Genomic DNA, 14,108 nt, shown 5'->3' on the forward strand with positions numbered 1-14,108 from the left:
TACCGCCGCCGCAAAGAAAAGCCGCCGGAAACTCCTCTCCGGCGGCCATTATCATACGAGGCTATTAACAATCAGGCAGCCAAATCGCGCAGAACCGTCTGCAGGATGCCGCCATTGTTGAGGTAGACCACCTCGTCGAGCGTATCGACGCGCGACAGCAACGGAACTTCCTTCACGGTGCCGTCGCCATAGGTGATTTTGGCGATCTTCTTCTCACGCGGCTTGATCTTGTCGAGACCCTCGATGGTGACGAGTTCGTCGCCCTTGAGGCCGAGGCTCTGCCAGGTCGTGCCCTCTTCGAAGACGAAGGGGATGACGCCCATGCCGACCAGGTTCGAGCGATGGATGCGCTCGAAGGACTGGGCGATCACGGCCTTGACGCCAAGCAGGTTGGTGCCCTTGGCCGCCCAGTCGCGCGAGGAGCCGTTGCCGTATTCGACACCGGCGAAGATGACGAGCGGCACGCCTTCGGCCTTGTACTGCATCGCGCCGTCGTAGATCGACGTCTCTTCCTTCGACGGGTAGTGGATGGTGTAACCACCTTCCTTGCCGTTCGGGCCGAGCATGTGGTTGCGGATGCGGATATTGGCGAAGGTACCGCGCATCATCACTTCATGGTTACCGCGGCGCGTGCCGTACTGGTTGAAGTCGGCAACCGCGACCTCATGGCCGATGAGGTAAGCACCGGCCGGCGATGCCGCCTTGATCGAACCGGCCGGCGAAATGTGGTCGGTGGTGATCTTGTCGCCGAACAGGCCGAGGACGCGGGCGCCCTTGATGTCGGACACGCCGGTGCCCTTCTTGCCCATGCCGACGAAGTAAGGCGGGTTCTGGACATAGGTCGAATCGTCGTCCCAGGCATAGGTCTGGCCCGGCGGAACCTGAACGGCCTGCCAGTTGACGTCGCCCTTGAAGACGTCGGCATACTTGCTTTCGTAAAGTTCGCGGGTGACGTATTTCTGGATGAACTCCTGCACCTCGTGCGAAGTCGGCCAGATGTCCTTGAGATAGACCGGATTGCCGTTCTGGTCCTCGCCGATCGGCTCCTTGGTCAGATCCTTCTGCACCGTGCCGGCGAGCGCATAGGCGACGACGAGCGGCGGCGAAGCCAGGTAATTCGCCTGCACGTCGGGCGAAATGCGGCCTTCGAAGTTACGGTTGCCGGAGAGCACGCCGGATACGATCAGGCCCTTGTCGTTGATCGTCTTCGAGATCGGCGCCGGCAGCGGGCCGGAATTGCCGATGCAGGTGGTGCAGCCGAAGCCGACCAGATTGAAGCCGAGCTTGTCGAGATCGGCCTGCAGGCCCGACTTGGCGAGATATTCGCCGACGACCTGCGATCCCGGCGCCAGCGAGGTCTTGACCCACGGCTTGGTCTTCAGGCCCTTGGCAACGGCGTTGCGGGCAAGCAGGCCGGCAGCGATCAGCACCGACGGGTTGGAGGTGTTGGTGCAGGAGGTGATGGCGGCAATCGCCACGTCGCCATGGCCGAGATCGAAATCCGTGCCTTCGACGGCATAGCGGTTGTTGAGCTGGCCGGGCTTCTTGTAGTCGGCATCCATCGAGCCGGCGAAACCGGAAGCGATGTTTTCGAGCGCGATGCGGCCTTCCGGACGCTTCGGACCGGCCATCGACGGTACGACGTCGCCGAGATCGAGTTCCAGCGTATCGGTGAAGACGAGGTCGGAACCGTCGCCGTCACGCCACATGCCCTGAGCCTTCGAATAGGCTTCGACCAGCGCGATCCGGTCATGCGTGCGGCCGGACATGGTGAGGTAGTTGATGGTTTCGCCGTCGACCGGGAAGAAGCCGCAGGTGGCGCCGTATTCGGGACCCATGTTGCCGATCGTCGCGCGGTCGGCGAGCGGCATGTTGTCCATGCCTGGGCCGAAGAATTCGACGAACTTCGAAACGACGCCCTTCTTGCGCAGCATCTGCACGACGGTCAGAACGAGGTCGGTCGCGGTGACCCCTTCCTTGAGCTTGCCGGTCAGCTTGAAGCCGATGACTTCAGGCAGCAGCATCGAGACCGGCTGGCCGAGCATCGCCGCTTCAGCTTCGATACCGCCCACACCCCAGCCGAGCACGCCGAGACCGTTGATCATCGTCGTGTGGCTGTCGGTGCCGACGCAGGTATCCGGATAGGCGATCGTCTCGCCGTCCTCTTCCTTCGTCCAGACGGTCTGGCCGAGATATTCGAGATTGACCTGATGACAGATGCCGGTGCCAGGAGGCACGACGCGGAAATTCTTGAAGGCCTGCTGGCCCCACTTCAGGAAGCGGTAGCGTTCGCCGTTGCGCTGATATTCCAACTCGACGTTTTTGGCGAAAGCCTGCGGCGTGCCGAATTCGTCGACGATGACCGAGTGGTCGATGACCAGGTCGACGGGAACGAGCGGGTTGATCTTCTCCGGATCGCCGCCGAGCGACACCATCGCGTCGCGCATGGCGGCAAGATCGACGACGGCGGGAACGCCGGTGAAGTCCTGCATCAGCACGCGCGCCGGGCGATAGGCGATCTCGTTTTCGACGGCGCCCTTGTTATCGAGCCATTCGGCAACGGCCAGGATGTGCTCCTTGGTGACAGACTGGCCGTCTTCGAAGCGCAGCAGGTTTTCGAGCAGCACCTTCATCGAATAGGGCAGCTTCGACACGCCGGGCAGACCGTTTGCCTCAGCCTTGGGCAGGCTGTAATAGACATAGTCCTTTCCACCAACGGAAAGCGTGGAACGACAATTGAAACTGTCAAGAGATTTAGACACGAGAGACCCCGTTTCTGATAGCCAACACAGTCGTGCGAACGCCTATGCACTTAATGCACATCAGGATGCGGGTACGGCCATTTCCGCTGTCCGCACGTGGAACGGATGCTCCAAGTTCGGCGCAAGGATGAAATTCACGCCGACCGCTGGCGTGGTTGCCGGTCTTATAGATAATTTCCTAAAAACTTGCCATACCCGAGCACGGTCAAAATCGGAGATTTTTTGACCTCTCCGGAAGCCGAAACCAAGAAAGAGCCGATGCATGCATCTCACCGCCGAAAATCTGGCCGCAAGGCGCGGTGAGGATCTGATTTTCGTTAACATTTCCTTTCACTTGGCGTCCGGCGAGGCGCTCATTCTGACCGGCAGAAATGGATCAGGAAAGTCCACTTTACTGCGCGTTGCCGCCGGTCTCCTGAGACCGGAGAAGGGCACTGTCATCTTCCGCGACGGAGAGGGCCGGGAAGACAGGCATCCCGGCGAGGCCAGCCACTACCTTGGCCATCGGAATGCAATGAAGAATGAACTTACGGTTGCAGAGAACCTCGATTTCTGGCGTAGCTTTCTCGACGAAACCGAAGCACCTTCCGGCCTATCTCTTGATGAGGCAGCCGAAGCCGTCGGTCTCTCGGGAATAACTCACCTTCCCTTCGGCTATCTCTCGGCCGGCCAGCAGCGGCGATTCGCCTTCGCCAAGCTGCTCATCGCCCACCGCCCCGTCTGGATCCTCGACGAACCCACCGCGGCCCTCGATACCAGCGCCGACCGGCTGTTGGCCGGCTTGATCGAAGCGCATCTGGCCAAAGGTGGCATCGTGCTGGCGGCGACGCACCAGCCGCTGGGATTGAAGAATGCGCAGGAATTGAAGATGACGGGTTTTGCCGGTGTGGATCAGGGGGTGTGGGGATGATGGTTTGCGGTTGTCTGCAAGGATATGACGTGAAGACCCCTCCCCAACCCCTCCCCACAAGGGGGAGGGGCTATGATGCCGCACTGTCTCGCTCAAACCTCACCGTCACAGTCGGCCGAACGGTAACAGCCGGCGAAACCTTTGCTTTTGGCCGCCACTGCGGGCCGCGGTTTAGCCCCTCCCCCTTGTGGGGAGGGGTTGGGGAGGGGTTTTCCTCACCCATCAGGGAAAAGCACCCCGCATGACCGCCCTCTTCCTCCGCGATCTCAAACTCTCGATCCGCGCCGGCGGCGGCGCGCTGATCGGGGTGCTGTTCTTTCTCACGATCGTCGCCGTTATCCCCTTCGGCGTCGGTCCCGATCTCAAGCTTCTCTCCCGCATCGGCCCCGCCATCGTTTGGATCGGCGCGCTGCTTGCCGCCCTCCTCGGCCTCGACCGCCTGTTCCAGGCCGAGCGCGACGACGGATCGCTCGACCTGATGCTCATGCAAGACACGCCGCTTGTCCTGACCGTGTTGGTCAAATGCTTCGCCCACTGGACGGCGACCAGCCTGCCGCTGGTGATTGCCTCGCCGTTGCTCGGCCTGTTCATGAACATGGACGAGACGGCGATTGCTGCCACTATGCTGACGCTGCTCGTCGGCTCGCCAGCCATCACCTTCATCGGCGCCGTCGGCGCCGCCGTCGCCGTCGCCCTGCCCCGCGGCGGCCTGCTGGTCTCGATCCTGGTGTTGCCGCTGACCATACCGGTGCTGATCTTCGGCGTCAGCGCCACCTATGCCGCCGTCGAGGATCCCGCTCCGTTCCTGCCACCCTTCCTCATCCTCATCGCGCTGACCCTGTTCTTCGCGGTCATCGGTCCGGCCGCTGCCGCCGTTGCACTGCGAAACACGACGGATTGATTGGCATTCGATTGCGGGAAAAGCCGGATCAAGATAAGGAAGCGGACATGAGCGAAACGAGCCTTGCCATCAGCAAATTCAGCGACCTCGCCAACCCGACGCGGTTCCTGGCGCTGGCGGCGCGCATCATTCCGTGGCTGGCCGGCATTACCGCCCTCTGTTTTGCGGTCGGCCTCTATCTCAGCTTCTCCACGGAAGGCGATTACCAGCAGGGCGAGACCGTGCGCATCATGTATATCCACGTGCCCTCGGCCTGGCTGTCGATGATGTGCTATACGATCATGAGCTGCTCTGCGATCGGCACGCTGGTCTGGCGCCATCCGCTGGCCGACGTCTCCGCCAAGGCCGCGGCCCCGCTCGGCGCCGCCTTCACCCTGCTCGCCCTCGTCACCGGCTCGCTCTGGGGCAAGCCGATGTGGGGCACCTGGTGGGTGTGGGATGCGCGGCTGACCTCCGTTTTCGTTCTCTTCCTGATGTATCTCGGTCTGATCGCGCTCAGCCGTGCTATCGACGATCCGTCGAAGGCCGCGCGCGTTTCCGCCGTGCTCATCCTCGTCGGCTTCGTCAATATCCCGATCATCAAATTCTCGGTCGAGTGGTGGAACACGCTGCATCAGTCGGCAAGCGTGATGCGCCTTGATGGCCCGGCGATCGATCCGGAATTCCTGCGGCCGCTCTTCGTCATGGCGATCGCCTTCACCCTGCTCTTCTTCACGCTGCACATCATGGCGATGAGGAACGAGATCTGGCGCCGCCGTATCGCCGCCCAGCGCCGTCTCGCCGCCCGTATGGCCAGCCGCGAGGAACAGATTTGACGCACACCTTCTACGTCTACGCATCCTATGGCTTTGCCGCTCTCGTGACGGTCGCTGTCACGCTCTGGACCTGGGCCGACGGCCAGGCGCGTCGCCGTGAGCTCGCAGCCTTGGAAGCCGCCGGCATCCGCCGCCGCTCGGCGCGTGCAAAGGACGGCGAATGAGCGAAGCGCCTGAAACCACGACCGCCAAACCGCGCGGACTTGGCCGTTATGCGCTGGCGCTTCTGCCGCTGATCGTCTTCGGCGGCATTGCGGCGACGGCGGCAAAGATGCTCTACGACCAGGATTTCCACGGCAAGAACATCACCGAAATCCCCTCCGCCCTGATCGGCACCAGGGCACCGGCACTGAACCTGCCGCCGCTCGACGGCGCCAATCTGCCGGCGCTGACCGATGCTGCCATCAAGGGCAAGCTGACCCTCGTCAACGTCTTCGCCTCCTGGTGCGTGCCCTGCCGCGACGAACATCCCGTGTTGAAGGAACTGGCGAAAGACGGACGGCTGAACATCGTCGCCATCAATTACAAGGACCAGAACGACAACGCCCTGCGTTTCCTCGGCGAACTCGGCAATCCTTATCAGGCGATCGGCATCGACCCGAACGGCAAGGCGGCGATCGACTGGGGCGTCTACGGCATTCCGGAAAGCTACCTCGTCAGCCCCGACGGCACGATCCTCTACAAACGCGTCGGCCCCTTCGACGATATCAGCCTGAAGGAAGGGCTGTTTCCGGCGATGGAAAAGGCGCTGGCGAAGCCGGCTTCGTAAGTTTCATTCCGGGTAAAGACCCCTCCCCAACCCCTCCCCACAAGGGGGACGGACTTATATGTCGATCCCGACATATCCCACTCACCGTTTCATCCGCAGAGAGGTTGCTGCCTGGCGCCTTACAGTGCGCCGAGTTAGTCCCTCCCCCTTGTGGGGAGGGGTTGGGGAGGGGTTTCATCCTGCGACGTGTGGCCTAAACCCCGCCCTGCCAGACCTTGATCGCCTCCACCGGCCAGATCAGCATCACCACGTTCAACGTCAGATTATCGCGGATCACATAGCCGGTGAAAATCTCGAAGAAGAGGGCGATCGCCACCGTCAGCGCCACCGGCGCGCGCGATGCGAAGAAGAAGCCGACGCACATGAAGACGGTGTCCATTGCCGAATTCAGGATGCTGTCGCCGTAATAGTCGAGTGCGATGGTCGCCGTGCGGTAGCGGTCGATGATCAGCGGGGAATTTTCCAGCAGCTCCCAGCCGGATTCGATGAACAGCGCCAGCAGCAGCTTTGCCGCCAACGGCTTGCGGCGCAGGACGAGATGGCCGAGCCCGTAGAACAGGAAGCCGTGGATGATATGCGACGGCGTGTACCAGTCCGACAGGTGCTGCGAATTGCCGCTGGTATTGACCCCGCCCTCCCATAGCTTGACATAACCGCAGGCGCAGATCGGCACGCGGCCCATCATATATTCGGCGACGATCTGGGCGACCAGCACTGCTAGGCAGGCGACGAACCAGAAGCTCTGGTGTCTCACACGATATTCGGCCTCTGCAGCGCTCATTTTTCGCCGTCCGTTTCCGGGTTGAGGCTATGCTTGAGCACCAGCGGCATCTGCGCCAGGGTGAAGATGATGGTGATCGGCATCGTGCCCCAGACCTTGAAGGCCACCCAGGTATCGTCCGAAAAATTGCGCCAGACGACTTCGTTGAGCACGGCAAGGAACAGGAAGAAGATGCCCCAGCGGATGGTGAGCTTGCGCCAACCTTCGGCATCGAGCTGGAAGGCGGCGTTGAAGACATAGCCGAGCAGCGATCGGCCGAAGGCAAGCCCGCCGAGCAGCGCCATCCCGAAGAGCGCGTTGACGATGGTCGGCTTCATCTTGATGAAGGTTTCGTTCTGCAGCCAGATCGACAGCGAGCCGAAGATGACGACGACGATGCCGGAGACGAAGGGCATGATCGGCAGATGGCCGAGCACGATCTTCGAGACGATAAGCGACAGGATCGTCGCCGCCATGAAAAGCCCGGTTGCGACGAACAGCGGCCCACCCAGCTCGGAAAGAGCAGGAAATTTCTCCACCAGCCACGGACCGCGCAGGTTGGCAAAGAAGAAGATCAGCAGCGGCCCGAGTTCCAGCGCCAGCTTCAGCAGCGGATGATGCCGGTCGGCCGGGGTCGGGGTGATATCGCTTTCGGTGCTCATGCGTTCGTCAAACCTGCTATTCCTGACAATCTGGTTGCCGGCCGTGCCTTGCAGGCTTTCGGCGGCATATCTGTGGCATCATTGCGGAAGTCCGGCAATGGCATGGGCGAAATCCTCGGCTTCGAAAGGCTCCAGATCGTCGACACCCTCACCGATCCCGATAAAATAGACCGGCAGCTTGTGCTTGGCGGAGATGGCGACGAGGATGCCGCCGCGTGCCGTTCCGTCGAGCTTGGTCATGATCAGCCCGTTGACGCCGGCGACGTTGCGGAAGATCTCGACTTGGCTTAGCGCATTCTGTCCCGTCGTCGCGTCGAGCGTCTGCAGCACGGTGTGCGGCGCATCGGGATCGAGCTTGCCGAGCACGCGCACGATCTTCTCGAGCTCGGCCATCAGCTCGGCCTTGTTCTGCAGGCGGCCGGCGGTATCGACGATCAGCACGTCGCATTTTTTCGCCTTGGCCTGTTCGAAGGCGTCATAGGCAAGGCCGGCGGCATCGGCGCCAAGCTTGGTGCCGACGAATTCCGAGTTCGTCCGCTCGGCCCAGATCTTCAGCTGCTCGATCGCCGCCGCGCGGAACGTATCGCCGGCCGCCAGCATCACCTTCAGCCCGGCGCCGGAAAGTTTAGCGGCCAGCTTGCCGATCGTCGTCGTCTTGCCGGTGCCGTTGACGCCGACGACGAGGATGACATGCGGCTTGTGCGAGAGATCGAGCTGCAGCGGCTTGGCGACCGGCTTCAGGACCTTGGCGATTTCGGACGCCATGATCCGGCTGACATCCTCGCCGGTGACATCCTTGCCATAGCGCTCGGACGCCAGCGTATCGGTGACGCGCAGCGCGGTCTCGACGCCGAGATCGGCCTGGATCAACAGGTCTTCGAGATCCTGCAGCGTCTCGTCGTCGAGCTTGCGCTTGGTGAAGAGCGCGGTGATCTGGCCGGTCAGCTGCGAGGAGGTGCGCGCCAGACCGTTGCGCAGCCGCTGGAACCAGCTGAGTTTCGGCTGCGGGGCAATGGGCTGCGGTTCGACGATTGCAGGGCCGGTGGCGAAGCCTTTGGGGAGGATGGGCTCAACGGCTGGCGCCGGCTCCATCTCCGATGACGGCAGGGGCGTTTCGGCGGAAAGCTCGCGATCGGCGGCTTCCCCCCCTACCCTGCCGGGCATCCCCCCCACAGGTGGGGGGAAACTCGCGGCGATGTCTTCCGCCGCATTGATTGCATCATCCGCAGCGACGGGTTCACTCTCCACATCTGCAGGAGCACTCTCCGCATCTATTGATTGGCGAGCGGCATCCAACTGTTCAGTCCCCCCACCTGTGGGGGGGACGCCCGGCAGGGTAGGGGGGGTATCTTCCTTCGCTTCCTCTTCGGCCTCCAGCAGCGACAACGGCACGACACCCATATCGCCGAGCTGATCGGCCGGCAGCAACACGTCCGTTTCAGCCTCGACTGGCTCCTCTATCCCACCCTCGCCGATATCCGCCGCCGGCCCGCCGGCCGTATCCATTTCCTCGGGCAGAACAGGATCATCGGCGACCGGCAGATCTTCGGCGCGCGAACGCCGCTCCAGCTCCTTGTCGATCGCCTCGGACACGGGCTCTTCAGCCGGCTTGCCGAAGGTGAAGACCTTTTTGATGAAACTGAGCGCCATGGGGATTCCGTGAAAAGTCAGGCCGCCGCGGCCGTCAATTGCATGTCGAGGTGCTTGTCATTGTGGCCGGTGATCGTGGCCGGCACAAGTTCGCCAGGACGAAGGCCGGGTGCTGCCACCAGCGTGAAGTTTTCGGTATGCGCCAGGCCATTGTTTTCGACAAGCAGCCATTGCCGGGTTCCGATCATGCGATCGAGATGGGATAGATGCAGCCTATGTCCAGCGGCGCGCAGCCTGGCGGCGCGCTCCTTGACCAGCGACCGGTCGAGCTGCGGCATGCGGGCAGCCGGCGTGCCGGGACGCGGGCTGTAGGGAAAGACGTGCAGATGCGCGATGTCGGCCTCTTCGGCCAGTTGCACCGCATTGCCGAACATCTCTTCCGTCTCCGTCGGAAAGCCGGCGATCATATCGGCGCCGAAGCTCATCTCGGGGCGCAGACGGCGCGCATCCTCGATGAAGCGCAGCGCATCGGCGCGTGAATGCCGGCGCTTCATCCGCTTCAGGATCATGTCGTCGCCATGCTGCAGCGACAGATGCAGATGCGGCATGAAGCGCGGCTCGTCGGCAATGAGATCCATCAGATGCACATCGGCCTCGATGCTGTCGATCGAGGAAAGCCTGAGGCGGCGGATATCGGGGAGCTGCTTCAAAAGCGTCTTCGCCAGCAGCCCGAGCGTCGGCGCGCCCGGCAGATCGCCGCCATAGCTGGTGGCATCGACCCCGGTCAGCACGATCTCGCGATAGCCGCTGTCGGCGAGCTTGCGGGCCTGGTCGACGACCGCCCCCATCGGCACGGAGCGGGAATTGCCGCGGCCATAGGGGATGATGCAGAAGGTGCAGCGGTGGTCGCAACCGTTCTGCACCTGGATGAAGGCGCGCACATGGCCGTCGATGTGCTTCACCATCTGCGGCGCCGTCGCCGTGACGCTCATGATATCGTTGACGCGGAGCTTCTCCTGAGCCGAAACGCCGAAATCCGGCAGGCTGCGATAGGAGGCGCTCGAAAGCTTCTCCTCATTGCCGAGCACGGCATCGACCTCCGCCATTTCGGCGAAGGTCTCTTTCTCAGTCTGCGCGGCGCAGCCGGTGACGATGATGCGGGCATGCGGGTTGTCGCGCCGCGCCCGGCGGATCGCCTGGCGGGCCTGGCGCACGGCCTCCCCGGTCACCGCACAGGTATTGACCAGAATGGCATTGTTGAGCCCGGCCCTCTCAGCCTGCGCCTTCATCACTTCGGATTCATAGGTGTTGAGGCGGCAGCCGAAGGTAATGACCTCAATGCCGCTCACTGCGCCCCCACCTCTCGGGTACCATCGCGCGACCACGAACCCGTCGAAGGATCGAGCCTGCCCGACCATTCCCATTCGGCCGGGCCGGTCATGATGACGTGATCGTCGCGCTCGCGCCATTCGATCGAAAGCACAGCCGGCGGCTTGGCGCTTGCCACGTTGATCGTCACCGTGCGGCCGGTGCGCCCGGTGCGCGCGGCGCTGACGGCGGCAGAACAAGCGGCCGAGCCGCAGGCGAGCGTCAGTCCGGCGCCGCGCTCCCAGGTGCGCGTCGTCATCGATGTCGGCGAGCTCACCTGCGCCAGCGTGATATTGGCGCGCTCGGGAAACATCGGATGGTTTTCGAGCAGCGGCCCGAAGCGGGCGAGATCATAGGACATCACGTCCCGGTCCACCCAGAAGATCGCATGCGGATTGCCCATCGACATGACAGACGGCGAATGCAGCACCGGATTGTCGATCGGGCCGATCTGCAGCTCGATGCGGCTGGTGTCATGGAATTCTTCCGCCAGCGGGATCTTCTGCCAATCGAACACCGGCCGGCCCATATCGACGGAGATCGTCCCGTCCTCGTGTTCGACGGCGTTGAGAATGCCGGCGACCGTCTGGAAGGTGAAGGCCTTACGGCCGGTCTCGGCGGCCAGCGCCTGCACGACACAACGCGTGCCGTTGCCGCAGGCCTGCGCCTTCGAGCCGTCGGAATTCAGGATATCGATGAAGGCATCGGTGCCGTCGGCCTTCGGATCATGGATCGCCATGATCTGATCGAACTCGGTCTGCGGATCGGCATTAAGTGCCACCGCCGCAGCTGGCGTCACCTTATCCGGCCGGCCGCGCATATCGACGACCAGGATCTTGTTGCCAAGCCCGTTCATCCTCGCGAATTCGACCGTTGCGCTCATGATATCTTCCGTCCGTGTTTCCGCTGTATATGGCGGAAATGCGAAGGAATTACCAGTGGGTGAGTGCCGCGCAGCTATAGCCGCCGGCCGCCCTTTGGAGGCCGTCCGGTTTTACCGCTCAACGCCGTCGGAAGCAAAAGACGCCGCATGCGCTTCGACGATGGCGGCGGTAATGACCTTTCTCAGCTCGTAGACCAGCGAGCGGGACCGTTTGCGATCCAGATCCTGTGCTGCTTTTGCAAGACTAAGGCCTTCGTTCAGAACAATATGATGGGCCCGTGCCAGTGCCCAGCTTTCAATATCAGGATTGATCATTCGTATCTCCGCCGGATCATCCGGCATCAAGGATATTCACGAATCATTTTACACGATGCACTTAAGTAGAAAGTAGAATCATAAGCGGAATATTTTGCAACTGGCCTCTATGGCGTTTGGACTGTTCGCGGGAAATTCAGCCGGCCGTGCCCGACCGCACAGGTTTGCCGAACGCCCGCTATGCGGCCTTTAGTCCGCATTCGCTTGACTTTCGCGCCGCTTTCCTGTTTATCGCGCCCAATCCGCGACGAGCCGCATGACTCCGAGCCGCCGACCGGGACCTGAGATCCCGGAGGTCAACACCCGACAGCGCGATGCGCCCTCGGGTGCTTTTTGGCTTTGCGTCTTGTTTTCGTCAAGGAAAAGCACGACGTTTCCGGGCATATCGAACCCGCCCGAAACGTATCAAGGAAGAGCCGATGTTTGAAAACCTCCAGGACCGTCTTGGATCCATTCTGAATGGACTGACAGGCCGTGGCGCGCTTTCGGAAGCCGATGTTTCCGCAGCGCTGCGCGAGGTTCGCCGTGCGCTGCTGGAGGCCGACGTCGCGCTCGACGTCGTGCGTTCCTTCACCGACCGCGTGCGGGAAAAGGCCGTCGGCGCCGAGATCCTGAAGTCGATCAAACCCGGTCAGATGGTCGTCAAGATCGTCCATGACGAACTGATCGAAATGCTGGGCGGCGAAGGCGTCGGCATCGACCTGCATGCGGCCGCCCCCGTCGTCGTCATGATGGTCGGCCTGCAGGGCTCGGGCAAGACGACGACGACAGCCAAGATCGCCCATCGCCTGTCGACGCGCGATAAAAAGAAGGTGCTGATGGCGTCGCTCGACACGCGTCGTCCGGCAGCCCAGGAGCAGCTTCGCCAGCTCGGCGCCCAGGCCAGCATCGACACGCTGCCCATTATTTCAGGCCAGTCGCCGACCGATATCGCAACCCGCGCCGTGCAGGCGGCGAAGCTCGGCGGCCATGATGTCGTCATCCTCGACACCGCCGGTCGCACCCATATCGACGAGCCCTTGATGGTCGAGATGGCCGACATCAAGAAGCGCTCGAACCCGCATGAAATCCTGCTGGTCGCCGACTCGCTCACCGGTCAGGACGCCGTCAACCTCGCCCGCAACTTCGACGACCGTGTCGGCATCACCGGCCTGGTGCTGACCCGCATGGACGGCGACGGCCGCGGCGGTGCCGCCCTTTCGATGCGCGCCGTCACCGGAAAGCCGATCAAGCTGATCGGCGTCGGCGAGAAGATGAGCGAGCTGGAGGAGTTTCATCCCCGCCGTATCGCCGACCGCATCCTCGGCATGGGCGACATCGTCTCGCTCGTCGAGCGCGCGGCCGAGAATATCGACGCCGAGAAGGCGGCCGCCATGGCCGCCAAGATGGCCAAGGGCAAATTCGATCTCGACGACCTCGCCGATCAGCTGCGCCAGATGCAGAAGATGGGCGGCATGGGCGGCATCATGGGGATGATGCCCGGCATGGCCGGTATGAAGGACAAGATGGCCGCAGCCGGCCTCGACGACAAGCTTTTCGGCCGTCAGATCGCCATCATCCAGTCGATGACCAGGGCCGAGCGCGCCAACCCCGACCTGCTCAAGCATTCGCGCAAGAAGCGCATCGCCGCCGGTTCCGGCACCGATGCCGCCGCCATCAATAAGCTTCTGAAGATGCACCGCCAGATGGCCGACATGATGAAGATGATGGGCGGCAAGGGCAAAGGCGGCATGATGAAACAGATGATGGGCGGCCTTGCCGGCAAGATGGGGCTTGGCGGCGGCCTGGGCGGCGGCCTAGGCGGCATGCCCGATCTCTCCAATATCGATCCCCGGCAGCTCGAGGCCTTGCAGAAGCAGGCGGAAGCGGCGGGGCTTGGAAAGCCGGGTGGGGGTATGCCCGGTCTCGGCGGCCTGCCGGGTGGTTTGCCTGGCCTCGGCGGCGCCAAGCTGCCGGGTCTCGGCGGTGGTTTCCCGGGATTGCCCGGCTTGCCGAAGAAGAAGTGAAAGGATCGCTTGCCCCATGATTGATCCAAACGTCAAAGCCCAGCTCGCGAGCTATCGTCAGTCGATCGACAATATCGACGCCGCGCTCGTGCACATGCTGGCCGAACGCTTCCGCTGCACCAAAGAGGTCGGCGTGCTGAAGGCCAAATACAATCTGCCGCCGGCCGATCCGGCGCGCGAGGAATACCAGATCGAACGCCTTCGCCAGTTGGCGAAAGCCGCCAATCTGGACCCGGATTTCGCCGAGAAGTTCCTGAACTTCGTCATTAAGGAAGTCATCCGGCATCATGAGCAGATCGCTGCGGATCACGCTGAACAGAGCGCCGCAGCCCGATAACCCGCCTGATCAGGCGATCAAAGAAAAGCC

At 62.5% G+C, this 14,108-nt stretch carries 14 protein-coding genes; 7 read left to right on the top strand and 7 right to left on the bottom strand.

The annotated features are described in order from the left end of the window. Positions 1-71 precede the first annotated feature (71 nt). A complete protein-coding gene (gene acnA / locus ATY75_RS04500) occupies positions 72-2,762 on the bottom strand; it encodes an aconitate hydratase AcnA (RefSeq protein WP_088936605.1) in 2,691 nt (896 codons plus the stop codon). Positions 2,763-3,024: 262 nt separating this feature from the next. Here acnA and ccmA point away from each other — a divergent pair, with 262 nt between their 5' ends. The 5 genes from ccmA to ATY75_RS04530 all read left to right on the top strand — a co-directional run bounded on the left by ccmA (position 3,025) and on the right by ATY75_RS04530 (position 6,157). Then, on the top strand, positions 3,025-3,672 hold the full coding sequence (gene ccmA, locus ATY75_RS04505; protein ID WP_088936606.1) for a heme ABC exporter ATP-binding protein CcmA: 648 nt from the start codon (positions 3,025-3,027) through the stop codon (positions 3,670-3,672). Between the two features lie 241 nt (positions 3,673-3,913). After that, positions 3,914-4,573 (top strand): heme exporter protein CcmB, encoded by a 660-nt coding sequence (ccmB, locus tag ATY75_RS04515; protein WP_064841026.1) that lies wholly within the window; start codon positions 3,914-3,916, stop codon positions 4,571-4,573. Positions 4,574-4,620: 47 nt separating this feature from the next. Continuing rightward, positions 4,621-5,388 carry a heme ABC transporter permease gene (locus tag ATY75_RS04520; RefSeq protein ID WP_064841027.1) on the top strand — a complete coding sequence of 256 codons (768 nt, stop codon included), beginning with the start codon at positions 4,621-4,623 and terminating at the stop codon, positions 5,386-5,388. Continuing rightward, a complete protein-coding gene (gene ccmD, locus ATY75_RS04525; RefSeq protein ID WP_088936607.1) occupies positions 5,385-5,552 on the top strand; it encodes a heme exporter protein CcmD in 168 nt (55 codons plus the stop codon). The genes ATY75_RS04520 and ccmD overlap by 4 nt, the downstream gene beginning before the upstream one ends. Next, positions 5,549-6,157 (top strand): DsbE family thiol:disulfide interchange protein, encoded by a 609-nt coding sequence (locus tag ATY75_RS04530; protein ID WP_088936608.1) that lies wholly within the window; start codon positions 5,549-5,551, stop codon positions 6,155-6,157. The genes ccmD and ATY75_RS04530 overlap by 4 nt, the downstream gene beginning before the upstream one ends. A gap of 193 nt (positions 6,158-6,350) precedes the next feature. On the opposite strand, the gene ATY75_RS04535 is transcribed toward ATY75_RS04530, so the two are convergent. The 6 genes from ATY75_RS04535 to ATY75_RS04560 form a co-directional block, all read right to left on the bottom strand. Continuing rightward, on the bottom strand, positions 6,351-6,938 hold the full coding sequence (locus tag ATY75_RS04535) for a DUF2585 domain-containing protein (RefSeq protein WP_088936609.1): 588 nt from the start codon (positions 6,936-6,938) through the stop codon (positions 6,351-6,353). Further along, positions 6,935-7,579: a septation protein A gene (locus ATY75_RS04540; RefSeq protein ID WP_088936610.1), complete on the bottom strand. Its 645-nt coding sequence runs from the start codon at positions 7,577-7,579 to the stop codon at positions 6,935-6,937. The genes ATY75_RS04535 and ATY75_RS04540 overlap by 4 nt, the downstream gene beginning before the upstream one ends. Before the next feature lie 78 nt (positions 7,580-7,657). Next, a complete protein-coding gene (gene ftsY, locus ATY75_RS04545) occupies positions 7,658-9,229 on the bottom strand; it encodes a signal recognition particle-docking protein FtsY (protein ID WP_088936611.1) in 1,572 nt (523 codons plus the stop codon). A gap of 17 nt (positions 9,230-9,246) precedes the next feature. Further along, positions 9,247-10,518, bottom strand: a complete 1,272-nt coding sequence (gene mtaB, locus ATY75_RS04550) for a tRNA (N(6)-L-threonylcarbamoyladenosine(37)-C(2))-methylthiotransferase MtaB (protein ID WP_088936612.1) — start codon at positions 10,516-10,518, stop codon at positions 9,247-9,249. Further along, positions 10,515-11,420 carry a diaminopimelate epimerase gene (dapF, locus tag ATY75_RS04555; protein WP_088936613.1) on the bottom strand — a complete coding sequence of 302 codons (906 nt, stop codon included), beginning with the start codon at positions 11,418-11,420 and terminating at the stop codon, positions 10,515-10,517. Before dapF ends, mtaB begins: the two co-directional genes overlap by 4 nt. A 111-nt stretch (positions 11,421-11,531) precedes the next feature. Further along, positions 11,532-11,735: a hypothetical protein gene (locus ATY75_RS04560; RefSeq protein WP_041683802.1), complete on the bottom strand. Its 204-nt coding sequence runs from the start codon at positions 11,733-11,735 to the stop codon at positions 11,532-11,534. 419 nt (positions 11,736-12,154) lie between these two features. Between ATY75_RS04560 and ffh the strand changes: the two genes are divergently transcribed. After that, on the top strand, positions 12,155-13,741 hold the full coding sequence (gene ffh, locus ATY75_RS04570; protein WP_088936614.1) for a signal recognition particle protein: 1,587 nt from the start codon (positions 12,155-12,157) through the stop codon (positions 13,739-13,741). Positions 13,742-13,757: 16 nt separating this feature from the next. Continuing rightward, on the top strand, positions 13,758-14,078 hold the full coding sequence (locus ATY75_RS04575; protein ID WP_003543666.1) for a chorismate mutase: 321 nt from the start codon (positions 13,758-13,760) through the stop codon (positions 14,076-14,078). The last annotated feature ends 30 nt before the right edge of the window (positions 14,079-14,108 follow it).

The sequence above is a fragment of the Rhizobium sp. N122 genome, assembly GCF_002211295.1.
Lineage (GTDB): Bacteria > Pseudomonadota > Alphaproteobacteria > Rhizobiales > Rhizobiaceae > Rhizobium.

Coding starts and splice junctions, on each gene's coding strand:
- ATY75_RS04520 (WP_064841027.1), top strand. CDS start 4,621: ATGAGCGAAACGAGCCTTGCCATCAGCAAATTCAGCGACCTCGCCAAC.
- ffh (WP_088936614.1), top strand. CDS start 12,155: ATGTTTGAAAACCTCCAGGACCGTCTTGGATCCATTCTGAATGGACTG.
- ccmA (WP_088936606.1), top strand. CDS start 3,025: ATGCATCTCACCGCCGAAAATCTGGCCGCAAGGCGCGGTGAGGATCTG.
- ccmB (WP_064841026.1), top strand. CDS start 3,914: ATGACCGCCCTCTTCCTCCGCGATCTCAAACTCTCGATCCGCGCCGGC.
- ATY75_RS04540 (WP_088936610.1), bottom strand. CDS start 7,579: ATGAGCACCGAAAGCGATATCACCCCGACCCCGGCCGACCGGCATCAT.
- dapF (WP_088936613.1), bottom strand. CDS start 11,420: ATGAGCGCAACGGTCGAATTCGCGAGGATGAACGGGCTTGGCAACAAG.
- ATY75_RS04575 (WP_003543666.1), top strand. CDS start 13,758: ATGATTGATCCAAACGTCAAAGCCCAGCTCGCGAGCTATCGTCAGTCG.
- ftsY (WP_088936611.1), bottom strand. CDS start 9,229: ATGGCGCTCAGTTTCATCAAAAAGGTCTTCACCTTCGGCAAGCCGGCT.
- ATY75_RS04535 (WP_088936609.1), bottom strand. CDS start 6,938: ATGAGCGCTGCAGAGGCCGAATATCGTGTGAGACACCAGAGCTTCTGG.
- ATY75_RS04560 (WP_041683802.1), bottom strand. CDS start 11,735: ATGATCAATCCTGATATTGAAAGCTGGGCACTGGCACGGGCCCATCAT.
- ATY75_RS04530 (WP_088936608.1), top strand. CDS start 5,549: ATGAGCGAAGCGCCTGAAACCACGACCGCCAAACCGCGCGGACTTGGC.